The sequence below is a fragment of the Methanolobus sp. ZRKC4 genome, assembly GCF_045291305.1.
Taxonomy (GTDB): domain Archaea; phylum Halobacteriota; class Methanosarcinia; order Methanosarcinales; family Methanosarcinaceae; genus Methanolobus.
This window is the reverse complement of sequence record NZ_CP146983.1, coordinates 1,679,962-1,706,389: the sequence shown is the minus strand read 5'-3', so window position 1 is coordinate 1,706,389 and position 26,428 is coordinate 1,679,962. Positions and strand designations below refer to the sequence as shown.

The following is a 26,428-nucleotide window of genomic DNA, read 5'->3' as shown; positions in this document are numbered from 1 at the left end:
TATGGATAAAATATAAAATTAATTTTCTACCGAGCAAAAGGTCATTCTATTGGAAATATATATATGCGGTTATGAACAATTAGAACTTTTTCGGAAGGTTAATATACATTGATACTTAAATGATTAAGTAATTGACAAAGTTTTAACGGGGGTTAAACTAAACGCTATGGCTACTAAAATAGCCAGAATGTGTTGTGTTTATCACAAAAAAGCTCTTCAGCTATTTGTACTATGCACAATTATGCTACTGATAGGATCAAGCACTTATCCAGCGTTAGCTGCATCTAGCAATGATGACTTTTTTAATTCAACTATTGAATCAAAAACTATAACGCCCTCTGATATCTCTGCTTTAAAAACCGTGGCTCAATCTATTGCCTTTGCCAACCAGCATGATCCCGGAATAGATATCGATAATTTAATGGCTGCGATACCAAACAATTCAAGTGACGCACAAAATAATGAAAGCTTTTCAGGACCTAAACCGCTCACAACTGATTTTTCAGATATTGACCCAAACCAGGCAAAATATGGTCCAGACAACGATGGTGACGGTATCCCTGACTCTGTAGAACTGGTTCTGGGAACTGATATTAATAATACTGATTCCGATTTTGACCAATTGGACGACCTTTTTGAGGTAAACAACGACCTTGATCCCTTGAAAGCAGATTCTAACGATGATGGACTTGCTGATTATTTTGAGGTTCATAATGTTTCTTCCTTAGACATAGATGGCGACGGTTTTGCAAACGCATGGGACCTTGATAATGACAATGATGGAGTAATTGATGCTCTGGACATCTCGCCTTTTTCAAAATCCATGTCAAATGAGAGCTTTGATTTCAATATTAAATCAAGTGGAAATCCCACCTATCTGAATTTTCAGATAAGACCTGATAATCCGGAGCATCTTAACCTGATTGCACAAAGCTGGGATTGGCCCGATGACTATCGGTCAACGATGAAAGACCTCAACAGTTCGGAAAATGATGTTACTGTCACACCAATGCTCGAACTCACCGTACCTGTCGACTGTAAAATTGTTTCTCGTGATAGTGGGGATTGCATAGAAATCCACAATGCCAGTCAAGATAATACGGTAAATGTCACTACGGGAAATTATAGTGGTGAAGACTACCAGTTGTGGAGACTGGAATCTACAGATGATAATTACTACAAAATAATTTCCATGAACAATAGCAAATGCCTTGAAGTTTCCAATGCCAGCCAGGATGAGATGGCAAATGTTACTGTAGGCAATTACACCGGTGAGGAACACCAGCTCTGGGAACTGGAACTGGATAACGATGGGCTCTACAAACTTATAGCCAAACACAGTGGAAAATGCCTTGAAGTAAATCCCACAATTAATGGTAGTATATTCCAGAACTCATGTCAGGAAACTGACCAACAACTCTGGGAAATCGAACTTGTAGGCGGAATTGCATCTGATCGTGACGCACTTGAAGATTACGGAATCGTCACAACATTGGGCAAGGCCTATGTCCCTCTCTCTCCTGTGAAAGACTTTGGAAATATCGTTGCTCTGAACGGTCGTATGTTCTATCCGCAGGATTTGGCAATGGACACTTTCACCCAGTCACAACTTGTGTGGATGGTCAGAGGACTGACGGACAGACCAAAGAAAATGTCATTACAAGCCTATAAAGGTCAATATGTGTCAGTGGATAACGCAACATCAAAACTTGTTGCCAGAAGCACCGCTGTCACAAGTGATGAGATGTTTGAAATTGTTTATCTCACCAACACTAAAGTTGCGTTGAAAGCACCTAATGGTAAATACGTATACGCAGCAGAAGGCGGTGGGAAAGGACTGATAGCAGACAGCACTGAGATTGGTGAATGGGAGATATTTAATCTTTTAGACCTTGAAAATGAAAATAGTATGATAGCTTTGAAAGCTAATAATGATCAGTATGTCTCTTCAGAAGGTGGGGGAGGAGCTGAACTTGTTTCCAACAGAGATGAAAGGAAAGAATGGGAATCATTTACCCTGATTACCACTGAATATGAATCTGTGCCAACCACATTGGCAAAATATAATGAAAATTTCATGCTCACCGGTTTTAGTGTTGAAGAAAACCATGGTTCAGATTTCGGGGTATTCTTCAGTGAAGATAAGAACCGCACATTTGAAGCAGGCTTTGTCCTTTCGTATGCGTATTTACGAGAACAGACCGCTCTTGACCAGATGCCTCAGAAATTGCAGAACGATTATAATGTGACAATTAGTTCGGACATAGGTTTTGCCAGTCATCAGGACGAGGCCCTGGCAAGCATAACAACTGAAATGACGCCTGATGCATTGTCTTCCTTACCAGTCGATATGATCCTTCCTATAATTGGTGTGTTTGAAGATGATTTCCGATACAGGGCAATGGATGACCTGGCTTTCAGTTCATATGTTACAGGAACGAGTTTTGATATCGACCTGAATGACCAGCCTTTGATAACTACAAAAAGCATGAAGATGAGCTGGTACAATACCAGTACGAATACAACTATCGGAACAGAAGACATGCTGAATGAGGTTCAGCAATGGGGACTGTCCAGAGGTCTTGACAGTGAAACACTTGCAACAATGATGAATTTGATGATCGCCTGGGAGACTGGAGAATCAACTGTTACTAAATCAGGTGACGTTGAAACAAAGTTCAATTTCCCTGAAGGAAATCAGGTCCTTGATACTATCGACAGTTATGGAATATCGGCAGTTAGCTTCATTTGTAATCTCATTATAGGGGGAGCCGCAGTCTACTCTTTCATCACTTTTACCAAACTTGAACCACTCGCAAAGATAGCTGGTCAGACAAACTGGAAACTTATGAAGGCAATGACCGAATCGGTCTCAAAAATACGCACTGGTGTCGTGGGGTTGGCTAACAGGCTCACCAGCATCCTTTCAACTATTGGATGGATTGTTGTAGGTGTGCTCGCCTTCTATGCATTCTGGTCAATAGCCGCTAGCGAAGGTTGGTCTGGATACGGTATATTCGTAGGAACTTTGTATGCCACATTGATGATAGCATACGCAGTTGCCCTTTGGGCTATAGCCTTGATACCTGTGGTTGGGTGGGCTATTGCATTGCTTATTGTTCTTTCAGACCTTATTGTAGGCTGGATATTTGGCAAAGGCTGGTCTCAGATGTTCTTTGAGTGGCTTATAGGACTTTTCACAGATGTAAGGGTTAAAACAGAAGCGGACCTGAAAATGCTAGATACCTCCATAAGCGTGAATGATCAGACCTACAATGGACTAACTGAAGGTGACCGTATAGAACTGGAGAGTAACTTTAAAGGCATCATTACAAGAACTTCTCGCGGTTCATTTACAAATCTCCAGAATAGCTATATTAGCCCTCAATACAAGTACATTTCATCGAACACACTTGCAAGTGATAGTTCCACTACCAAAGGCACAACTGCTTATTCTGGCAATTCACGGAAGGAAACTGAATATAAGGCAAATCTGTGGGTTCAGCCTGAAGCTGCCATTAACTTCCCATTCGAATTCTGGCTTAGTACTAACTATAGAGTTTACTACGATAAATGCTGGTGGCTCTTTGGATGGCATTGCAGTCAGAAGAGCAACACAGGCACTGCGGATGCAGACCCATCTACACTCTACTTTGATGTGATGCCAAATGATATCGAAAATTTTTCCCTCTGGACTGCTATTAACTCTAATGACATTGACGGGGATGACATCCTTAATCCTGACGAACTGCTCAATGGTACCAGTCAATTGAGATGGGATACTGACAACGATGGTCTTTCCGATGGGTATGAAATAGAATATGGAACCATACCTGTTAACAAAGATACCGATGGAGACGGACTTGAAGACGGACTTGAACTACGCTACGGTTATGATCCCCTTAAATGGGATACTGATGGTGACAAACTCAATGACTTTGAAGAACATCGTGGCTGGGATATCGAATTTGAGTTCTACGATGAGACATTTGAGCAGCATGTCTGGGCAAGCCCTCTAAATAATGATTCTGACGATGACGGTTTGAATGATCTTAATGAATTCCTCAAAGGATTAAACCCTCGCTCTAAGGATACGAACGGCAACGGTATTGAGGATGCCTACGACCTCAATTTCACATCAAAAGCATACGTAAGCAACGTTGACCTGAATGGTATGGGCAGTAGCATTATAACCGATCCTGGAACAAATATCACAGCAGTTATCGATTACAGCATAATTGGAAAGGAAAACTCTACTGGTGAACCCTCAAGATGCTGGTTGTTCGCAAGTATGGACAATTCTACATTAAATGAAGAAATATACAATGGTACACCTGAAATAGGCAATGAAACTTTGGGGTCTGCAAGTTTGCAGTTCAATGCTTCAAACAACACTGACATCTTTGAATTGCGCTTTTACCAGACATGGAACGCATCCATGCCAGCACCCGCTGAAGAGGATAGGGATATCATCGGAATCATTGATACCACCTATTACCCTGTCAGGGATAATGGCTGGGTAAGTTCTGGAGCGGATGAAGACAAGGATGGCCTTATAGATATAAATGAACAGATAGGCTGGCCTATAACCATTACCAATCTTTCAGGTACACACACTGTCCACGTAAGCAGCGATCCGCGATTCAAGGATAGTGATTTTGACGGACTGGATGACCATACCGAGTGCTATCTTACGACAAGCAGCAGTTCAGATCCCGAAAACTCAGACACCGACAACGATAATCTAAATGATTTTACGGAATATTATCTTGGCACCAACCTGACAAATTATGATACCGATGGAGACCTGCTGGATGATAGTACAGAAATATTCTTTGGAAGCAGTCCATTAATGCCGGACACAGATGGCGATGGCCTGTATGATTCAATCGAGTTTAATCTTTCATCAAACCCGTTGAAGATAGATACAGACGACGATGACCTGACAGATTTTGAGGAAACTATATTTGGTTCAAACCTGCTTAAACCGGATTCTGATGATGATGGTCTGTTTGACTATCTCGAAATGATCTACGGCTCAAAGCCACTTGTACCGGATACTGACGAAGATGGCCTGCTTGATGGTGATGAGGTACATGGTACAGGAACCAGTCCTTTGTTAAATGATACAGACTTTGATGGTTTGAAGGATCCTGAAGAATTGGAAATGAATACAAATCCACTTTCTCCAGATACTGATAATGACGGATACACAGATTCACAGGAAATAAGTTTTGCTACAAATCCACTGCTGGAAGATACCGACAGCGATAATCTTAATGATTCACTTGATATGGATTCTGTTATATCAAATGTCAGGAATATTGCAGTTGCATATGATATGAGCGAGGATAATGAAGAACTGCTGGATACTTTGAGCAAGTATACCAATATAACTGTTTATTCTGCAGATGACCTTTTAATGAACCATTCAGATGAACCATATATTCTGCTCCTTGGCAGACCTGAGAAAATGAATGGGACAGCCGGCAATATTACATACGATGTGCTCAGGAACGATGGTGATGTACTTCCAAAAATGATCGATTCTGTTTATGAGAGGATAGCTGTCAGATATGGTGTGTGGAATACAACACAAACTGTTGTCATGCTTTCTGAACCATACATGTATGATCATTGCAGGATACTGGATGCTTTCAGGACTAAGCAGGTCACTGCTTCCAGCAATTCGATTCTGGTAGAATACAAGGCAGAAAAGGATCTTTTTGTTGTTGAGTCCATTGATTCTGTAAAAAGGACAGGTTCAAAGATTGGTGTGGTTCTTGATGCCAATGTCACCCCATGGATTGAGCTAAAACGATCCGGTTCTTCAGAAAAACCATTGTCCTCTGGCTCAGGACTTCCTTCCGGAGAATATGTTATTGGAAAGTATCTTGACATAACAGTGAGTGAAAATGTAGAAAACGCAACCACCGATATCATTAACGGTACTTTGTTGACAATCTATTATCGCTTCAGCGACCTAGACCGCAACGGTGACGGTGACATCGTTGACAGAAATGACATTGATGAGGATACCCTGTGCATCTATTACCTGAATGAAGTAAATGGCAGGTGGACTAAACTCTCAGATTCAGGAGTAAACACCGGCAATGTTGGACTCTATGGTGAGAATTTTGAAGGCTATGTATGGACAAGAGTTTCACATCTCTCCAGTTTTGCCCTCGCGGGAAGGTCTGTCACAATAGAAGATGACGGTCCCCTTGACTCTGATCTGGATGGGTTGTCTAATGCGGTAGAGTACAGAATCGGAACTGACCCATTTAACCCTGATACCGATGGTGATGGTATCATCGATTCAGAAGATGCCGAGCCACTGACAAAGTTCAGAACAGTCCAGGAGGATGCTGATACCAATATTGAGACTCCGCCTAAAGAAACTAAAATATACCCTGTTCCACATGAAACTCCTTTGACTAAAAACAAAACTATACCGGGATATTTGATGTGGCTGGCATTTGTGGGTATTATAGCCTTATTGTCATATCTGATCGTTTTAAAAAGAAAAGAATGAGTGCTTAGTGGTCAATATCACATAAGTAGAGCATATATTCACATAAAATACGGTGATTCAATTGTCATTATCAGATAAAAAACGAATAGACAAACAATTACTTATTTTTCTAGCCATAATGTGCATTTTGATCATTTTTACAGTTTATTATATTGAACATAGGGAAATAAACGATGCTTATGCACTTGCAGGCAGGGTTATTGATAATTCAAAGAATGCTGACTCTTATCACTTCGATATCCACAGTAACATTTCAATGCTTGGTGAATCTTTCACTCTAATAAAAGGAAATGGCTCAGTGGATTATAAAAATGGAAAGATGGCTGTGAAATTGAGATCCATGAAAGAGTCAATGGATATTATCATTATTGACGAAAATGCTTATTTTAGGAACAGTGATGCTTCCTGGGAAACAAGGAAACTGGGTCAGCAAACATGGGACAGCTATGACCAGTTAACCCAAACTAGCCTGCTTTTAGCAAATTCCACTGATCTGAGTATGGAAAGAGGAGATGCATATTTAATCCTCACTGCCTTGCCAGACAATAGTACATTGCTTCAGGAGGCAGAAAAAGCTGGTCTGCAACTTAAAGGAGACGAACGTCTGAATGAATATAGCATAAGGTACCTTATTGATAGAGACAGTTACCGTATTATGTCCATCGAAAGCCGTACTGAATTCATGATGAATGTACAGGGCCTGATGTCTCCTGTAACAATAAACAATCAGGTTGATGTATATAATTACAACGAGAAGATGGACATTGAAGCGCCAATCATTTGATCATGTAAACTTCATTTGAAATATTGTTTATGATCTGAACTACATTATGATAGGATGAGCCTAAACATATTTTGGGATATAGAACACCCAACAAACCACTAAAAGTATATCTGAAAAGTACAATTGAAGCATATGTCACTCAAACCTATAGGAAAGGTATCTAATTTTGCAGATGAGAAGACAATGCAGCTTCTTGCACTCTGGAAAGAAAGCGTGAGTATTGTTGAATTGGACAAAACAGATGCACAAGAACTTCTCTATGAAGAATATTCACATTACATTGTAGTCCATGATTCTCTTAAAATGGAATTCCCTGAAAAAAGGAAAGAGTGGAACAGAAGATTCTGCAGGGATGCGGGAGTTTCAGTTGTTGAGCTTATAAAAGTACATGAAAATAAGATATACTTCAAAGGTCTTTTTGCTGCAAACAACTCTTCTGTATATGGAATCTTACCGTACACTACTTTTGACAGTCAGGAAGCAGATTTTCCCTCTGCTGAGATGGAAATACTTAAGAAGCAGACAATGGAAGTAGCACTTCCGCAAGCAAAGGGGAAGACAATACTTGATGTAGGATGTGGGATTGGCAGTGTTACACTGCAAATGGCAAGGATGAATCCTGAATCAAAGGTCACAGGAATCGACCTTCTGGAAAAAACTATGGAACAGTGCCGTTTGAGTGCTATTGGATATGATATTAAAAATACATTCTTCAAATCAGCCAGTGCCTATGAACTCCCATTTGCTAATGGAGAATTTGAGATTGTAACCTGTTTCTTCATGCTTCACCATCTTGACGATATACCAAAAGCCCTTTCCGAAGTAAAAAGAGTGATTGCCAGAGAAGGAAAGGTCCTTGCTGTTGAACCTCTGGATCATCATCATGGGATTGAAAGAGGCATACAGGATTGGGTAGACCATTTTGAAAATGCTGGTTTTGCTGTTGAGACAGAACAGATAAACAGGGCTATTTTTGTAAGTGCCAGATTGAAGTAAAAAAACAAGGGAGGAACGGGTGTCTCACACCCGCAATAAAAACAGATGTGCAATTCTTTTTCCATGAAGAGGTAAACCATCTGGAACTTTTGTTTTTTCCTGATTGCACAATAGTGTTACAAATGCATAGTGTTTTTAACACTAAATTTAGTATGAATCATTTTTATTTATAGCTTGTGCCATTAAAAAAAGGCATCGTATTCCTGAATAATATCGAAAGTTTAAAATATGCTTCGTGCTAACGAATAGCATTAAAATTTCAAGGGACCGAAAAATGTTAGGTATAGACGACCCACAAATATGGATTGCATATGTTTTGTGCTTCCTGAGCGCAATAGGATGTATAGTATATGGCCTGATACACTGGAACGATGAAGAGGAGGGTAACTGATGGTTGTCAGTACACCTATTCTTGGAATAGCCGTGCTTGCCTATTTGATGGTGGTTTTCTACTTCGGCTGGCTTGGATATAAAAAGACAAAAAATACTGACGATTACATGCTTGCCGGAAGGAAGGTCAATCCTTTCGTACTTGCATTCTCTTATGGTGCGGCGTTTATAAGCACTTCTGCCATCATAGGTTTTGGAGGATATGCCGGAGCCTTCGGCATGGGCGTGCTCTGGCTTGTTTTCATGAATATCTTCGTAGGTATATTCATAGCATTCGTGCTTTTCGGATCAAGGACCAGGCGCATGGGCGTCAATCTTGGGGCAGTCACATTTCCCGAACTTATCGGGAGGAGGTTCCAGTCACGTTTCATACAGGGTTTTGCCGGTGCACTGATAACTATTTTCATGCCCTTGTATGCAGGAAGTGTCCTCATAGGAGGAGCACGTTTCATGGAAACTGCCCTGAATATCGAATATAACAGTGCAGTACTTATTCTTGCAGCGATAGTAGCTGCTTACGTTATAACAGGCGGACTCATTGCCGTTATGTATACCGACGCCCTTCAGGGAGGGCTGATGTTTATCGGTATGGCCATCCTTTTCGTTCTTACTTACTCTAAACTTGGTGGTGTCGTGGAAGCGCACCAGTCGCTTACCGACATGGCTCACCTCGTACCTGAGAACCTGGCAGCCATAGGACACACTGGCTGGACCTCTATGCCCGAGCTCGGCTCACCCGTCTGGTGGACACTTTTTTCCACGATAATACTCGGTGTTGGAATTGGTGTGCTTGCACAGCCACAGCTTGCGGTAAGGTTCATGACTGTCAGAAATACACGCTCACTCAAGAGAGCTGTGCTCTCAGGAGGACCTTTCATTTTTATGATGGCAGGAGTTGCCTACGTTGTAGGTGCACTTTCAAATGTTTACTTCCTGGACACAAGAGGTATGATATCACTGGAGGCTGCAGGCGGTAACATTGATGTAATCATGCCTGAGTACATCAACAGTGCCATGCCCGACTATTTTGTGATATTCTTCCTCCTGACATTGCTTGCAGCAGCCATGTCAACATTGAGCTCCCAGTTCCATACAATGGGAACAGCAATTGGACATGATTTTTACAGGGAATTCTTAATGAAAGGAAATGTATCTAAAACAATAAGTATCACGAGAGCGGGAATAGCAACAACCATACTCATCAGTGTAGTACTTGCTTATATTCTCCCTATCGGAATAATCGCCCGGGCTACAGCGATATTTTTCGGAATCTGCGCCGCTGCGTTTCTCCCTATGTACACAGGAGCACTCTTCTGGAAGCGTATGAACAGACAGGGAGCAACAGCTAGCCTGCTTGTCGGAACTTTCAGTAGTCTTTTATGGCTTACATTCGTGCATGCAAAAGAAGCGAGTGCCCTGGGAATCAGTAAAGCCCTGTTCGGTGTGGATACCATACTTACGGGTACCTGGACAGTAATTGACCCGATACTTGTCGCTACACCACTAGCCATTATTGTTGCCATAGCAGTGAGCCTCATGACAGAACCTGAACCGAAAGAACATATTGAACTGTGCTTTAAGAGAGAATAATACTACCTGTCTTTTTTGGAGAGGTGGTCAATCAACGAGTTTAGTTGATTGACATGTCTTTTTTTATTTTTTGGATTGGAAATGAGAATTTCGTTTTTGAGATAATGTGAATCACTATTCTGGTTAATGCGCATCGTAAGATGTATCTTGGTGTGTTTCTTTGATTTGATTTTTGATTGCCGCATATTGAGAAGGAGATATAAATTGTGCTCAAAAAAAGCACAATTGTAAAATAACAATCTATTTATATGAATATCTAAATATACTTAGTAATGATTTTAAGGTGGCCACATGAATAATCCATTTAGTAACAATGAAACTGTGTTATATTCTTTTGTGTTCCGAATTAATATTTTTCTGTTTTGGATTAAAGCAAATTATTGGTTAACAAATAGTAGTTTGGTTGTAAAAAAGCCTACTACAATTGCATTTAATAGTATACCAATGGGAACAACAAAAATCACTCAGCCTTTAAAAACAATAGCATCTGTGACTACTTCCAACAAATTTCATCTTGATAGACTGCTTGTGGGTTTTCTTTGCATTTCATTAATATTAATTGTAGTTACATCTTTAAATTCACTTGGAATAAAGTTAACTTTTAATTCTTCAATAGAGGGTATGTTTTTTATATCTGCACTTATTGCAGGACTTTTGGGTATTCTTTCACTTTTAAGTTTATTTGCTATCCTTAATAGTTATACTACAGGTTTTACAATATACAATACCGGTGGTCAGTCTATAGAACATGAGTTTTCAATTTTAGACAAATATGGTGTAGAAAGTTTTGCAAGTTCTCTTAATTTTTTGATTTAGAATATTTTAATAAAATTGAAAAACAAGCTCCAGAAAAGAAAAGGCATTTTGTAGAGAAAATATTTCTTTTAAAAATTTGGCATTGTTAATTAAACATAGCTAGTTCTTTATTCCTATATTTCATCAAGAGCAAAACGGAGATTTTTAGCATTTCAAGACTTTTAGTATAACACTTTGACTTTCTCCTTAGTCTTGCCAGGAAATGCCTAAATATGCTGTTGTATCCTTCAACAGTATATGTTTCTGCTTTTGATCGAGTATGGATGTTTCTGGGGACTAACTTGGCATATGCCCTCCAATAATCCGTCATTACTTCCCCAACCTCTTTTGTCTTTAACTTTTTCCAGAGTTTTTGTCCTGTTTTTGTTCCTCTGCTGCCAAAAGAGCAATCGATGAATTTCTTCCCATATCTATCAACAGCAATCCATATCCAGCAGTAGTTTTTTTATTCCCAATATAAGTATGCATCTCGTCCAATTCCACAACAGAAATCTCATTTTCACTTTTTAGATCCTCTAATTCACTACCAAATTTTCGAATCCATTTTTGAACAGAAACATGACTAACGCCCAAAAAACGTCCAATTGAACGAAATCCCAACCCCTCCAGATAGAGTTGTAAAGCCTGTCGCTTAACAGATACGGGGCTAGCGGTGGATTTTATATCTACTGAATAGTTGTATCCACAATCATGGCATTTGTAGCGTTGTCGACCATCAATCCTACCGTTCTTCTTATGACTGGAACTCTTACACTTTGGACAATTCATATATAAAAAGAGGCCATCATATTATATAACGATGTTTAATTACCAAAGCCAAAAAAGGAACTTGCCTATTTTTTGTCCAATATTTTTATCAAAGACCTTCCCACATCCCCAACCTCTCCCTAACATGAGAATTCAGGCTAAATGACTTATCACCTTCAGCACACTTCTTCATACAATGCAATGTGCCCTTTACACATATTCTCCTCAGTGTTTCCAAAAAGTCGGTGTCAGCAGTACTATGACTGTAAACACCTCAAGCCTTCCGATCCACATGTTGGCGATGAGGATCAACTTACCCGGGTCCGGTATATTATCAAAACTTGCCATTGGGCCTACAAGACCAAGACCTGGTCCTACATTACCAAGGGTTGCAATGGAGGCGCTCAGGGTAGTTATGAAATCCATACCCATCATGGAAAGCAGGGTTGAGCTGGCAGCGAAGATTAGGACATATATTACCAAAAAGGACACTATAGAATGGATAATCTCTTCTGGCACTGTTTTATTGTTAAAGCGGATAGGTATGACAGCTTTTGGATGAATAGTCTTGTAAAGAACATTCTGGGTATATTTTAGCAGAAGAAGCAAGCGCACTACTTTCACACCGCCTGAAGTAGAACCTGCACAACCCCCTATGAACATTAGCAAAAAGAGTATGAATCTTGGAGAATCCGGCCAGAGATTAAAATCCACAGTAGCATAGCCTGTAGTTGTCAGAATAGAAATGACCTGAAAAATACTGTATCTGAAAGCATCAGTAATAGAATAAACTTCGTTTCTGAAGAGCTCATAAACAAGAACAAGGGTCGCAGACACAATTATAAAAAGGTAGAACTTGAATTCCTGATCTCTTATCAGGCTTTTTCTATCAGTAAATATCGTTTTATAATGAAGGGCAAAGTTTGCTCCCCCAAGGAACATAAATACAACAAGAATACCCTCTACCAGAGGATTACCAAAAGCTGCTATACTGTTTGCATAAGGAGAAAAACCAGAGCATGAGATAGATGTAAATGTATGGGTGATAGAATCATACGGAGACAATCCTGCGATCATCAGGATAATAAATTCCACAATGGACAACACGATATAAACGAGCCACAGGATCTTTGCAGTTTCCCTTATCCTCGGGCGCAGTCTTTCTTCCTGAAGCCCCGGAACCTCCGCACGGAACATTTGCCTCCCTCCAACTCCAAGTTTTGGGAGAATAGCAACGAACAACATAATGATTCCCATGCCTCCAAGCCATTGGGTCAGACTTCTCCAGAACAGCAGGCTTTTGGTATGGCTCTCAATATCGGGAAGTGCAGTAGCTCCTGTAGCTGTAACCCCGGACATGGATTCAAATAAAGCATTTATCGGAGGTACGCCTTCCAGGATATAGGGAAACGAATAAAGCAGTGCTGCAATAAGCCAGGTTGCTGCCACAATAAAAAATCCTTCCTTTAGATTCCATTCTTCATCCTGTCTTTTGAAAAACAATGTCAAAATATAAGCAATAACTACTGCGCAAATGAAAGGAATAATGAAAATGTGCAGGGGTTCCCCATAATACAAAGCAACGATCAGCGGTATGATCATAAATCCGGCAAGCAACCAGATAATTGGACCCAATACTCCCAGAACCACGCGAGATCTCAAACCAATCACACAACCTTATTAGCGTCCCATTTTAAGCTCATTTTTACATAGATTCCAGGATTATTGCAATAAAGAACATAGCAATCATTAATATTACAATAACCATGACGTCCCTGAACATTACCTTCTGAGTTGCACGTTTGCCTGTCATTCTTTTACCCCATTTGATTATTGATTTATAGCTATATTTAACATATACTTCAATTCGGGAAGGACTGCTATATTCAAGCCTCAATAATTATTTCAATTTTACAATCAATATTCGTAACTATTCAGCCTGACTGTTTTAATGATGCAAAAAACAATATACTATGGCTTCATTCTATGTGTTAAAAAATATTCAGTAAAATATCATAAAAAACGTCTATCAATCTGAGGGGATTTGTATAGACCGCGAAGAAATACTTGCAGTTTATGAAGCTGGTCCAGAAGCAGTAGTAGAACTTGTAACTCGATTACTTGGGATAATTGAACATCAATCTCTCCAAATTGCACAACTTGAAGAGCGTGTCAGGCATTTGGAAGAAATGCTTGAAAAGAATAGTCGCAACAGTAGCAAACCACCTTCTACTGATTCTTATGCACGGAATAAACCAACCGTTAAAAGTCAAAGAAAAAAGACCAATAAGCATGTAGGTGGTCAAAACGGTCATCCTGGTACTACATTAAGAATAAATGATGATCCGGATGAAGTTATTGTTCATCCTGTTAATCAATGCGTCAATTGTGGGAGATCGTTAGCTTCTGTTCCCTCTGACTATGAAAGAAGACAGGTCTTTGACATTCCTCCTATAACTATCAATTGCATTGAACATCGTTGCGAGATTAAAACATGTCCCAAATGTTCTCATGTAAACAAAGCTCTTTTTCCAGATGGTGTAACTCAGCCGACTCAATACGGTCATCGAGTTAAGTCATTTGCAGTTTATTTGCACACTTACCAATTACTTCCTTATCAGCGTGTTACCAAGTTGTTCTCTGATATTTTGGGATGCAAGATAAGTCCTGCTACTTTGGTGAACACGGAACGTAGTTGTTTTGAGAAGCTTGGAGCTTTTGAAAATACAGTGAAACATCTCCTGAAAGAATCTCCTGTCATCAATCTGGATGAAACAGGAATGAGAATAAATGCAGTTCGTAATTGGCTTCATGTGGCAGGTACAGACAAACTGACCTATTATTTTGCACATCGTAAAAGGGGCTCAGAAGCAATGGATGCTATGGGCATATTACCAGGTTACACTGGTGTTGCAACACATGATTTTTGGAAACCGTACAACAAATATGAATGTCAACATTCATTATGTAATGCACATTTATTACGAGAGTTAACTGGAGCTTCCGAAAACAGGGATCAACAGTGGCCAAAGATAATGAGTGATCTCTTGATATGCATTAAACATCATGTTGATAATGATCTTTTAGATACTGAGCTAATTCAAAGGTTCAGTGAGGATTATGATCACATAACTTGTTTAGGAGTGAATGAAAATCCTCCTGATCCGGAATCAAATGTGCGGTCTAAAAAACGAGGACGTAAGAAGCAGACCACGGTAAAGAATTTGCTGGATAGGTTTATTGGCCATAAAGAGGATATCTTGCGATTTATGTACGACCAAAACGTTCCGTTTGATAACAATCAGGCTGAAAGAGAGATCAGAATGACGAAAGTACAGCAGAAGATATCAGGTACTTTCCGCAGTGAACAGGGTGCAAAAAATTTCTGCCGTATAAGAGGATACGTGTCTACTGTTAATAAGAATTCTGAATCTGTTATCGATGCAATTAGTGCAATATTTTATGGCAATTCATTTGTTTCAAAGTTGCAGAATTGATCGTGGATGAAGAAATCAGCTTGGTGGAAGTGAGCTAGGCTGAATAGTTACCAATATTCTATGGTAAGAACCGAAACCACTTTTCTCAATTGTACGCTGAGAAGCGATATTGTCTATAGTTGTAGAGCAGATTGCTTTTAATCCTTTTTCATTGGCTAAGATTCTCATATGTGACAATATATATGTTCCAATGTTCTTCTTCCTATAATCCTTTGATACAGTCACTCCAATATTTGCATAGGATTCACTACTATGGCTGGGTCTCATTTCACCAGTCCCAATGATCTCGTTTCCAACCTTAAAGAGAACTATTCTCTGATCAGATATTACATATTTAAGATATGCAACGAGCCAATCTCCCTCAATGCCTACTTTATCTTTAAAATATGCTAATGTTTCATCTAGCTCTTCCATCTTCGCAAATTCAGAGCTAATTGACTCCAGAGGCTTCTTGAATTCAACAGCTTTCATTTCAGTGTACAGAATAGAATTAATTTCAACACCATAATTCTTATCTAAGCACAATGACAGGTATCTTGGTTCATAAGTACTTACAAAAGCTTTATTGATCTTTTTTTGATCCTTTATGAATTCAAATATATTCGGAGCTTCGTTCTCATACTCTCCTTTTATAAAGAACTGCATTAGAGTATTGTCAGCATCTACTACAAAATAACCAAGTACATCTTCTCTTTCTATTGTATAAAAATCGCCATCTGGAATAATACCAGATTCCCACATATCATCCATTGGAGCAGTAATATTTGTGTAATAAGCATCTGTCAATTCTTTGATAGATTCTTTATCTATTTTATTAATTTGAAACATGAGCATGTGGCTTGTGCTTAATGACAGATATATTTTCCTGCTTATCTTTGTTCAACTTTGAGAAACTTCAACCCCCCATGCCCTCAACCTATACTTGAAATGGGCACTGAAACTAAATTGCTTTTCATCTTATTTTTTCTTCAAAGTTTCTAGTGGGCATTAGCTTCAGAATCATTTTAAAAAATCAATCATTTTGAGTTATATTTCTACTGAAAGCTAAGAAATTGGTCCAGTATCTTGTTGGTAAGAAAAGAGTATTGATTTTAGTAACTATGTTTATGGAAGATAATGGATTCTCTAAATGAAATTTGTATTACATGAAGTGGAAGAAGGGAAGAGAAGTCGTCTACTACAGGGACTCATGTAAAAAAAAGGGGTGAGGGGGGTGTGGGGGGAGAGGGGATGAAGCCGTTTGCTATGAAAGTTCATTTTAAATTGCATTGCTTAGGGTAACTATTCAGCCTGGCACGATTTGCCTATTGGTACTGATTTCATCGAAATAGAGATGTCTGCTCACTAACAATCTAACAATCAAAAAAGCAATCAATAGCAACAATCAAAATAAATGATCCTAATGAAATTTACGTTTCAACTTTTTGTCAAGATTGTTATTGATAGCGTTTTTATCAGGCTGAATAGTTACTGCTTAGGAAGCAAAACTAGTAAAAACAGCAAATCTAAGAATTATAAATAATTAATCTGGAATCCAGAAACCCTGGATTTGCTTGAGATCAAAAAGGATATTTAACAATTGATTTTTAGAACTGGAGAAGAAAAGAAAGGGAACTTATAGCCCTGCTCTTTCAACGAGGATGTCAGCAATCTGCTTTGCACTTTCAATTGGGAAGTCTTCTGCTGTAAGAAGTTTTCCTGCCTCCCCTGCAGTTATTTCGACATCTCCGGACTTACATGTGGTGTCTGCACCTGCAGGAAATGCTGCAAGTAAATCTTCAGGTGTGTTAATAGGGAATGTCGCATCTGCAAGTCCGCCAACGATCTGTGAATGGATATCTTCTTTTACGCTCATATTGTTGTCTCCTTTGAGGGTTTCATATATGGCTGCCTGTCTTCCGGAAGATAGAACCACAATAGATAATAGAACAGTCATTCATATATACTTAAGCGGCACTGCACTATACCAAGTACAGCCGGGTAACCCTTGTGACTCTTAAAGTCTTATAACATACCTTCATAAAGCATGCGTATAAATTTAGCTGTGTAGAAAAACTATCTCATATTTTATTTCAGCATAATAATTTAAAAGGATAAATCTCCTGAGTATTACTTGCTAACGAAAACACAAAGAGGATGATTGTGTTTGTTCCAGATTAAAAATCAGGAACTCCCATTAAATATTTGATTTAATGGCTTGTCTAATAAGTACTTAAACACACAATTAAATATCTTCCGTAGTATAATTTGCACTGGAAATAAAGGGGTATTTAAATACCCATAATAAGTAGACTGTGTAAAAAACCCACCTCATGTTTTATTTCAGCATAATAATTTAAAAAGATAAAGCCCCTAAGTATTACTTGCTAAAGAAAACACAAAGGGATAATTGTATTTGTCCCAGATTAGAAATATGGAACTCCCATTAAATCTTTGATTTAATGATATACCGTAGAAAATGCTATGTGAATTTGATGAGGAATTATATCATAACAGAAATCTGGTAGAAACGATGTTTTCTGTTCTGAAAAGAAAATATGGGGAAGAAATCAGAGCAAAAGTGTGACAAGAAGTTACAATATGAATTGCTTAACAGCTATTCCTTCCATTCGGGATAATCCTACTGTGGGATGCATAGAATGGTAACATCATTGTGTTAAGCTCACAGGACAATGTGGAAAGCAAGGAATTCCAATCCTTGACTATCTGCTAGGATAAGGAAACTATGAAGAGTATAATGCAAATCATCGTAAGGGTCGTTATGATTGATAAGCGAAATGGAATGATACGCTTAGACCAAAAGGTATGGAATCAGGCCATAATGGTTTTTTGCACATTATGGAGAATGGACACAGATTCCCGGCCTATAGATGGCTTCTAAGGTTTCCGTGATTATTCATATTATAGAACTTGGTAAGTCCCATGTGCTCCTGTAAAAAAAAAAAAAAGGTAGTTAATTCGTGAGAATGAACAATAGCACAGGGGATAAAGGAAACGGTAGAAAGCAAATGGCAGTCTGTAATGGAGTGCATAGAGGTTCAAAATTTGCCTTGTCCCGAAAGGGAGCAGACTTACCGTAGGTGTTCTATTACATGAAAGGAGGCAAACTTATGAATGCAAGATACTCGACTACACCATCAGGTGAGAGGCTTGCAGACAATTCAATCCCATTCAAGTGGGAGGACATCGACTGGAAAACAGTCGAAGGGAACGTTAATGAGCTGCAAGCCCGAATTGTAAAAGCGGTTAGACAAAAGAAGTGGCATTTAGTTAAACGACTACAATACCTGCTTACCAATTCTTTTCATGCCAAATTATTGGCAGTAAAGAAAGTAACACAGAACAAAGGTAAAAGAACAGCTGGAATCGATGGAGAAAAATGGACAACATCCAAATCTAAGATGAAAGCCGTTCTAGAACTGTCTGGTAAGAGCTACAAAGCTAAACCATTGAGAAGAATCTATATTGAGAAACAAGGAAAGAAGAAAAAACGACCATTAAGCATTCCTACAATGTACGATAGAGCAATGCAGGCATTATATGCTTTTGCTTTAAGCCCAATAGCAGAAACCACAGCAGACAGAACATCATTTGGATTCCGTAAATATCGAAGTTCAAAAGATGCAGAAGCTCAATTGTTCGCATGTCTGAGTAAAAGAAACTCTGCTCAATGGATTTTGGAAGGCGACATAAAAGGATGCTTTGATCATATAAATCACGAATGGCTCTTGAACAATATTCCTATGGACCGGTCAATACTAAAGCAATTCCTTAAAGCTGGTTTTGTGTATAATAGACATCTGAATCCCACCAAAGCAGGTACTGCTCAAGGTGGAATAATATCTCCAGTACTGGCAAACATCACATTGGACGGTATGAAAAATGCAATAGCATGCAAATATCATACAAACAGGAAGGGAACTATTAACAAAAAAAGTTATAATTCCCATAAAGTCAATTTTGTGAGATACGCAGATGACTTTATCGTCACTGCTGATTCAGAGGAAGTGGCTAAAGATATTGCTGAGGTTATCAGACTATTCTTGAAAGATAGGGGTTTAGAACTATCTCGTGAGAAAACTCTTGTTTCACACATAGACGATGGATTTGACTTCTTGGGATGGAATTTCCGGAAATATAATGGTAAACTTCTAACCAAGCCCTCGAACAAATCTATTGAGAATATCACAAAAAGCATTAGCAACGTGATTAAGAAAGGTAAAGCTCGGTCTCAGAGTTCTCTCATTAAGGAACTCAACCCTATTATCACTGGATGGAGCGAATATCACCGTTCAGTTGTCTCTAAAAATACGTTCAGTAAGCTTGATTCCAGATTATGGGATATGCTATGGACGTGGGCTAAAAGGCGGCATCCAGATAAATCACACCACTGGATAGTAGATAGATATTGGCATAGGGTAGGGTCAAGGAAATGGGTATTCTCCACAGAAGGGCTTAAACTCAAATCTTTTGCACATACAAAGATTGTAAGACATCCACGCATAAAAATGGATAAGAACCCATATGTAGACAAAGAATACTTTAAATGGAGAATAAGCTATCTGAGAAAACAGAAACTAGTGGCGTCGAAGCAAAATATCATGGAAAGTCTAACAACTGCCTGATACTTAAAGGGTTATAGAATGCTTGAGCCGTATGAAGAGAAATTTTCACGTACGGTTCTTAGAAGAGGGAGGGCGAGTAATCGCTCTTTCTTATTCGACAAGTATTGGAATCAAACAATGCAGGCTTGTCAAACTCAAATGATTTCCTTTGCCTGCACTCAACCTTCCTACCACTCCTTCTTAGCTTCCAGATACTTCTTTGCTCCCTTTGCTATTCCTTTACATTTCTTCTTTTCTACCCCTCTCAACCCTATCTCAGCCTTAGTTGCCTGAAAAGCCAGTTCATTGCTCAGCTTATGGTAGCTATCAAATCGTTCTTGCGTGATAATTCCCTCATCCACTGCATTCCTAACGGCACAATGTGGCTCATTCCGATGTGTGCAATCCTTGAAACGGCAGTTTTGAGCAAGTTCAGTAATATCGGAGAATGTCCTGTCGAGACCATCAGATGAATCGCCAAGCTGTATCTCACGGATACCGGGGTTGTCAATGAAAATTGTGCCGTTTTGGAGGATGAAAAGCTGTCTGACAGTAGTTGTGTGTTTCCCTTTATCGTCATCCTCACGGACATCTAATGTCTTCTGGACATCGTGATCGAAAAACGCATTGGTAAGTGTGGATTTACCAACTCCTGAGGAACCGATGAGTGCTATTGTTTCACCGGTGTTCATAAAAGGTTCAAGTTTTTCCAGATTTGTCTTTGAGAGGGCGCTGAGAGTGATTACCGGAACATCATCAGCCATATCCTTTATTTCCTGTATTGTTTGTGAGGGATCATCCGGCAGGTTCTCAGCAAGGTCAATCTTGTTAATGAGAATAACAGGTCTTGCACCGGAAGAATAAACGATGGTGAGATATCTTTCAAGTCTTCGCACGTTAAGATCATGTCCAACAGCAGTAACGATGAAAATAGTATCAATGTTTGCAGCTATCAACTGCTCTTCACCGGACTCGCCTGCAGAGCCTCTGGATAGACAGGAAGTTCGTGGAAGGATGTCCACGATGGTGTATGAATTAATGTCACTTTGATCAAGCAGTACAACAAAGTCCCCGACAACCGGCTGCTTGCCGACCTTACGCATAGCCCCTGATATTGCTGCCTGTACCTCACCATTTTCAGTAAGGATATTGCAAACTGTCTTATGTTGGGCTGCAATCCTGCCGGGAATATATGGTCCTTTATAGGCTGAAAATGCAGATGCAAGTGAAGTGTTCCAGCCGGGAATAAGGGTGATATCTGAAATATCACTCATTTTGTTGCTGTATTCATCATTCATACCATTAATCCAGAATGTTATTACGGATAAACATTTTGACATAAATGATAGGGTTATCGAAGCAAAATATGCGAGAAATATTAAAATGAATTTGATAGACAGGTTTCTTTTGAGTTTTCCGATTATGCAAATTAATAGGAAATTTTCTTCTTTCACCCTTGCAGTAAAACCAAGTAGTATATAAGTAAAATTATGTTTTTTGAAATGCTGTTGGAAGCATTTCCTTTACTTGGCAAATTAGGATATCCTTTCAAAATATGTTTCTTACTGGAATGAGAAATCAGAAATAAATATCCTTTATTACCGCCCATTTGGGATTCTCTGGATCAATCTGGAGAACTACTTCGTCACCGTCATGAAAATTACAATTGAAAAATACTGAATGTGTTAACGCATTTCCTCTCCAGTACTTTTCACCTTTATACTCATATTTGTATTCAACTCTTGAACCACCAGTTCTGAATGCATCTGCTGAATGAATATATCCGGTGACATTCACACTCCGCATGTATAGAACATGAAAGAAATGCCACCTCCAAATCAAAAAGATTATCGAGAGAACAATTATGGATGTTGAGATGATTTTCAATCTCCACAAAACCTCCTGTGGTGCAACTTTCAAATAATTAAAAATAGCATATAATGTCAAAAAAAGGCTTTGGTAATTAAACATCGTTATATAATATGATGGCCTCTTTTTATATATGAATTGTCCAAAGTGTAAGAGTTCCAGTCATAAGAAGAACGGTAGGATTGATGGTCGACAACGCTACAAATGCCATGATTGTGGATACAACTATTCAGTAGATATAAAATCCACCGCTAGCCCCGTATCTGTTAAGCGACAGGCTTTACAACTCTATCTGGAGGGGTTGGGATTTCGTTCAATTGGACGTTTTTTGGGCGTTAGTCATGTTTCTGTTCAAAAATGGATTCGAAAATTTGGTAGTGAATTAGAGGATCTAAAAAGTGAAAATGAGATTTCTGTTGTGGAATTGGACGAGATGCATACTTATATTGGGAATAAAAAAACTACTGCTGGATATGGATTGCTGTTGATAGATATGGGAAGAAATTCATCGATTGCTCTTTTGGCAGCAGAGGAACAAAAACAGGACAAAAACTCTGGAAAAAGTTAAAGACAAAAGAGGTTGGGGAAGTAATGACGGATTATTGGAGGGCATATGCCAAGTTAGTCCCCAGAAACATCCATACTCGATCAAAAGCAGAAACATATACTGTTGAAGGATACAACAGCATATTTAGGCATTTCCTGGCAAGACTAAGGAGAAAGTCAAAGTGTTATACTAAAAGTCTTGAAATGCTAAAAATCTCCGTTTTGCTCTTGATGAAATATAGGAATAAAGAACTAGCTATGTTTAATTAACAATGCCGAAAAATAATCTATTGAAATGATTTGATAGTAATTGAATTTTGTTTTATCTTTTTCCATGCTAGTAATTTATTACATTCATTCACATTTAAATCTTTTTTTATACACATCAATTTCCAATTTTTCCTTTATTATGGGAAGTAGGTTGACATAGAGAATAAATGGCTCTGTAGGAAACCTATTAAAATCAGTATTTGTGGACTTAATTTAACAAATTATATCAATGTCATCGAGTACATTTTGAATAATTACATACAGTTATTTGTCCCATAATTTAGAGGATTTCTACAGAGCCAAATAAATGATATACTAAAAAAAGAAAGGGCTTAAAGTCCTTCTTCGCCTTTCTGCTTCTTTACAACCATGATTCCCAGAGCCACGATAATCCCTATAACTGCTATCCAGTATATGTAGCCTGAACTACCATCTTCTTCAACAGGTATCCCTTCACCTGAAACATCCGTGGGGTCAGCGAATACATCTGTTGATTCTGCAACAAGAACATCTTGTTCTTCCTCATCGGTTCCAAACAGTGCATACATTGAGAAATGGCTGATGTAAGCCATTGCTTTTCCATTTTCCCAATCCAAGTTTGTTTCCAGAGCAATCCATCCGTCTTCGGATGTGTAGGTGTAGATCACCGGAGTTCTGCCCTCGAAATCTTCAGAATCGAAATCGATGGTAATAGGTACATCCTGGCTGAATGTGGTGCCTGAAGGTCCGAAATCATAATAAAGACCAGATTCAAGAACTTCTCTTGGAGTGTCTGATGGCAGGGATGCAGGAGTGGTTATAATTATCTTGCTAACAGGATTTCCACTGGAATCAAGAGCTTTTGTTCCTTTACTAAACTCCAATGTAGCCTTTCCATTTGAAGAAATTGCAGTATTATCTTTTGTTATCTCTCCACCATCATCCAGTGTCATATCAGTAATAGTTCCCTGTGCTATTGTTCTTGCATATGCGGAACTTCCACCGGACCTTGAATCAGAGAGAGGTTCAGAATCCCTGAATAGTCCAAATATACCGAATTTAGAGAGTGAAGCAGACAAATAGTTTCCACTTGTGTTGAGTGAAGCATTTGGAACTCCAAGCCACGTAGAACCATCCAACCTGTACAAAGCCACAGAAGATTCATCAGAACTGCTCATTCCTGAATCATCATAGAAGAAGGTAACATTCAGATCACCGGACCTAGCAATGCTTGCATATCCATTTACATTTGTTTTTCCAGAAAGGACATTTGGATTCGTTTCAGATCCAATTATACTGATTGATGATGAATCTGTGACAAAAGAGAGTTGTGTCGAATTATCAGTCAATGCAAATTGGTCTACTGAACAACTAGCAGAAGAGTAGGCATAAAAATCTTTTTCATTGTTATCGTTTACATTATTACTTGTCAGATTATCATAGTCTGAACTCCTAAGGTAAATACCGTCACCATTGTTATTATTGGCATTATTACTTGTCAGATCATTATAGTCTGAATACCTAAAGTAAATACCGTCATCATCATTATAACTGGCATTATTGTTTGTCAGATTATTATAGTTTGAGTAATAAAAGTAAATACCGTCACCATTGTTATTATTGGCATTATTACTTGTCAGATCATTATAGTCTGAATGTTCAAGATAAATACCGTAATTATTGTCACTGGCATTGTTGTTTGTCAGATTACTATAGTCTAAATACTTAAGGTAAATACCATAATTACATTCTGAAGTTGTGACATTTTCTATTGTTGAATTAATGGTGTATACAAACACAATTCCATTGTATTCATTTGTCACTTCAATATCTTTTACAGTAATATTGGTAGAGTTGATAACATATACGACTCCTGCTGACGAAGGTACTTCTTCATCTGCACGGTTTGTCCAGTAGTAAACAGGTTTACCATCAACCTGATTGCTATCATCAATATCATGAAGGTAATCATCCAGATTTGAACTTGATACATAGATATTATAGACATTTGATGACATTGTATTACTTGTCAGATCGTTGCTACTTGAGGAATAAAAGGAAATACCGTAATTATTATCACTGGCATTATTGCTTGTCAGATGATTATAATCTGAATACCTAACGTAAATACCGCAATCATCGTTACTGTTTGCATTATTGTTTGTTAGATTATTGCTACTTGAAGAAGAAGAGAGGTAAATGCCGTGGGCATTGTCAGTGGCATTATTACTTGTTAAATTATTGTTTCTTGAAGAAGAAAGGTAAATACCAGAGTCTTCATTATAACTGGCATTATTGCTTGTTAGACTATTATAGTCTGAGGAAGAAAAGTAAATGCCGTAACCATCGTTATTATTAATATTATTGCTTGTCAACTCATTGCCACTTGACGAATCAAGGAAGATACCGTAATTATTGTCACTGGCATTATTACTTGTTAGATTATTGCTGCTTGACAAAGAAACAAGAATGCCGCGGTTATTGTCGCTGACATTATTGCTTGTCAGTTCGTTGTTACATGAAGACCAAAGGTAAATACCGTAACTACATTCTGATGTTGTGACGTTTTCTATTGTTGAATTAGTTGTATATGCAAAATTAATCCCACTGTATTCATTTGTCACTTCAATTTTTTTTACGGTAATATTACTAGAGTTGACCACATACACAATCCCTGCATCAGAAGGTACTTCTTCATCTGTACGGTTTGTCCAGTAGTAAATAGGCTTACCATCAACCTTGTTGCTATCATCAATGTCATGAAGAAGATCATCCAGATTTGAATTAAATACATTAACATTAAAATTATAGGTATTTGAGGACATCATATTTCCGGTCATATTATTGCTGCTTGAGGAAAAGAAGCGAATACCAAAATAATTATCACTAGCATTATTGTTTGCCAGATTGTTGTTGTCTGATGAAGAAAAGCGAATACCACAATTATTGTCACTTGCATTATTGCCTGTCAGGTTACTGTTGCTTGAAGAAGTAAGGTAAATGCCATAAGAAGGGTTACCCATTATAGTATTGCCTGTCAGTTCGTTGTTGTTTGAGCTAGAAAGAGCAATACCGTGAACATCATTATAACTGGCATTGTTACCTATCAGTTCATTGCTATCTGAGTAATAAAATTGAATGCCATAATAATCACCACTGGCATTATTAACTGTCAGTTTGTTGCCACTTGAATGTGAAACAGAGATGCCATAATTGTCGTTGTTGATTGCATTGTTGCTTGTCAGGTTGTTGCCACTTGACGAATCAAGGTCAATACCATCACCATCGTTACTGTTGACATTATTGCTTGTTAGACTATTGTTACTTGATGAATCAAGGCAAATACCAGCATAATTTCCAGTCACTACATTATTTGAAATATTGCAATTCGAAACCGAGGAAAGGTAAATACCAGCTTTGATACCATCGGATGCATTTGTAACATTGAATCCGTTAATTGAAACATTGTCGGCAGTTATCATGAACGTATGGTTACCTGACAACGAATTTACAATAGTGCTTGCTGCACCGTTCTGGGAGCGGATAGCGACGCTTTTGTTAACGACTATGTTCTCATTGTAAGTACCGTCACTTACAATAATTATATCACTATCATTTGCAGCCGCTATCGCAGAGGTTATGTTCGTATATGCCTCATCAGGTCCAACGGCGATATATGTTGCTGAAACTGTTCCAGTACACAAAAATGATATTAGTAATATCATTGTTATAACCTGGTAATTTAAAGTGGGTAGTTTTCTTTGTTTCATTGTAACTATTCAGCCTGGCACGATTTGCCTATTGG

At 38.5% G+C, this 26,428-nt stretch carries 17 protein-coding genes and 1 pseudogene; 11 read left to right on the top strand and 7 right to left on the bottom strand.

All coding sequences use genetic code 11. The annotated features are described in order from the left end of the window. Positions 1–241 precede the first annotated feature (241 nt). The 6 genes from V7O67_RS08835 to V7O67_RS08810 all read left to right on the top strand — a co-directional run bounded on the left by V7O67_RS08835 (position 242) and on the right by V7O67_RS08810 (position 11,111). The gene (locus tag V7O67_RS08835; protein WP_406669893.1) at positions 242–6,535 is read left to right on the top strand and encodes an RICIN domain-containing protein; all 6,294 of its coding nucleotides are present in this window, start codon (positions 242–244) and stop codon (positions 6,533–6,535) included. A 118-nt stretch (positions 6,536–6,653) separates the two neighbouring features. Then, entirely contained in the window at positions 6,654–7,319 is a 666-nt protein-coding gene (locus V7O67_RS08830) for a hypothetical protein (protein WP_406669892.1), read from the top strand. Positions 7,320–7,451: 132 nt separating this feature from the next. Continuing rightward, positions 7,452–8,315: a methyltransferase domain-containing protein gene (locus V7O67_RS08825; RefSeq protein ID WP_342305199.1), complete on the top strand. Its 864-nt coding sequence runs from the start codon at positions 7,452–7,454 to the stop codon at positions 8,313–8,315. A gap of 274 nt (positions 8,316–8,589) precedes the next feature. Then, positions 8,590–8,706: a symporter small accessory protein gene (locus V7O67_RS08820; RefSeq protein ID WP_406669891.1), complete on the top strand. Its 117-nt coding sequence runs from the start codon at positions 8,590–8,592 to the stop codon at positions 8,704–8,706. Continuing rightward, positions 8,706–10,295: a sodium:solute symporter gene (locus V7O67_RS08815; RefSeq protein ID WP_406669890.1), complete on the top strand. Its 1,590-nt coding sequence runs from the start codon at positions 8,706–8,708 to the stop codon at positions 10,293–10,295. The genes V7O67_RS08820 and V7O67_RS08815 overlap by 1 nt, the downstream gene beginning before the upstream one ends. A 291-nt stretch (positions 10,296–10,586) precedes the next feature. Further along, on the top strand, positions 10,587–11,111 hold the full coding sequence (locus tag V7O67_RS08810; protein WP_342305204.1) for a hypothetical protein: 525 nt from the start codon (positions 10,587–10,589) through the stop codon (positions 11,109–11,111). A gap of 85 nt (positions 11,112–11,196) precedes the next feature. Here V7O67_RS08810 and V7O67_RS08805 read toward each other — a convergent pair. Continuing rightward, positions 11,197–11,879 (bottom strand): IS1 family transposase gene (locus tag V7O67_RS08805; protein ID WP_342303728.1). Its coding sequence is split into 2 segments (ribosomal slippage): positions 11,197–11,550 and positions 11,553–11,879, totalling 681 coding nucleotides; the frame shifts between segments, so codons are not numbered across the junction. 204 nt (positions 11,880–12,083) lie between these two features. Continuing rightward, a complete protein-coding gene (locus V7O67_RS08800; protein WP_342305205.1) occupies positions 12,084–13,520 on the bottom strand; it encodes a TrkH family potassium uptake protein in 1,437 nt (478 codons plus the stop codon). A gap of 380 nt (positions 13,521–13,900) precedes the next feature. Here V7O67_RS08800 and tnpC point away from each other — a divergent pair, with 380 nt between their 5' ends. Continuing rightward, positions 13,901–15,355 (top strand): IS66 family transposase, encoded by a 1,455-nt coding sequence (gene tnpC, locus V7O67_RS08795; protein ID WP_406671451.1) that lies wholly within the window; start codon positions 13,901–13,903, stop codon positions 15,353–15,355. Between the two features lie 15 nt (positions 15,356–15,370). On the opposite strand, the gene V7O67_RS08790 is transcribed toward tnpC, so the two are convergent. Together V7O67_RS08790 and V7O67_RS08785 are read right to left on the bottom strand one after the other, a co-directional pair. Beyond that, positions 15,371–16,183, bottom strand: a complete 813-nt coding sequence (locus V7O67_RS08790; RefSeq protein WP_342305207.1) for a GNAT family N-acetyltransferase — start codon at positions 16,181–16,183, stop codon at positions 15,371–15,373. Positions 16,184–16,970: 787 nt separating this feature from the next. Then, the gene (locus V7O67_RS08785) at positions 16,971–17,291 is read right to left on the bottom strand and encodes an MTH865 family protein (protein ID WP_406669889.1); all 321 of its coding nucleotides are present in this window, start codon (positions 17,289–17,291) and stop codon (positions 16,971–16,973) included. A gap of 519 nt (positions 17,292–17,810) precedes the next feature. Here V7O67_RS08785 and V7O67_RS08780 point away from each other — a divergent pair. From V7O67_RS08780 to ltrA, 3 genes and pseudogenes are all read left to right on the top strand, one after another. After that, positions 17,811–17,912, top strand: a pseudogene (locus tag V7O67_RS08780) (IS4/IS5 family transposase); the annotation flags it as partial. A 180-nt stretch (positions 17,913–18,092) separates the two neighbouring features. Continuing rightward, a complete protein-coding gene (locus V7O67_RS08775; RefSeq protein ID WP_406669888.1) occupies positions 18,093–18,236 on the top strand; it encodes a hypothetical protein in 144 nt (47 codons plus the stop codon). A 211-nt stretch (positions 18,237–18,447) separates the two neighbouring features. Next, positions 18,448–19,980 (top strand): group II intron reverse transcriptase/maturase, encoded by a 1,533-nt coding sequence (ltrA, locus tag V7O67_RS08770; protein ID WP_342304721.1) that lies wholly within the window; start codon positions 18,448–18,450, stop codon positions 19,978–19,980. Between the two features lie 167 nt (positions 19,981–20,147). Here the strand turns inward: ltrA and rsgA are convergent, their stop codons facing one another. Then, a complete protein-coding gene (gene rsgA, locus V7O67_RS08765; protein WP_342305210.1) occupies positions 20,148–21,257 on the bottom strand; it encodes a ribosome small subunit-dependent GTPase A in 1,110 nt (369 codons plus the stop codon). A gap of 280 nt (positions 21,258–21,537) precedes the next feature. Continuing rightward, positions 21,538–21,879 carry a hypothetical protein gene (locus tag V7O67_RS08760; RefSeq protein ID WP_406669887.1) on the bottom strand — a complete coding sequence of 114 codons (342 nt, stop codon included), beginning with the start codon at positions 21,877–21,879 and terminating at the stop codon, positions 21,538–21,540. A gap of 82 nt (positions 21,880–21,961) precedes the next feature. Here V7O67_RS08760 and V7O67_RS08755 point away from each other — a divergent pair. Further along, positions 21,962–22,644, top strand: a protein-coding gene (locus V7O67_RS08755; RefSeq protein WP_406669886.1) for an IS1 family transposase whose coding sequence is annotated in 2 segments (ribosomal slippage) — positions 21,962–22,322 and positions 22,322–22,644 — 684 coding nt in all. Because the reading frame shifts where the segments join, the coding sequence is not laid out codon by codon here. 332 nt (positions 22,645–22,976) lie between these two features. On the opposite strand, the gene V7O67_RS08750 is transcribed toward V7O67_RS08755, so the two are convergent. Further along, positions 22,977–26,348, bottom strand: a complete 3,372-nt coding sequence (locus tag V7O67_RS08750) for a NosD domain-containing protein (protein ID WP_342305212.1) — start codon at positions 26,346–26,348, stop codon at positions 22,977–22,979. Between the last annotated feature and the right edge of the window lie 80 nt (positions 26,349–26,428).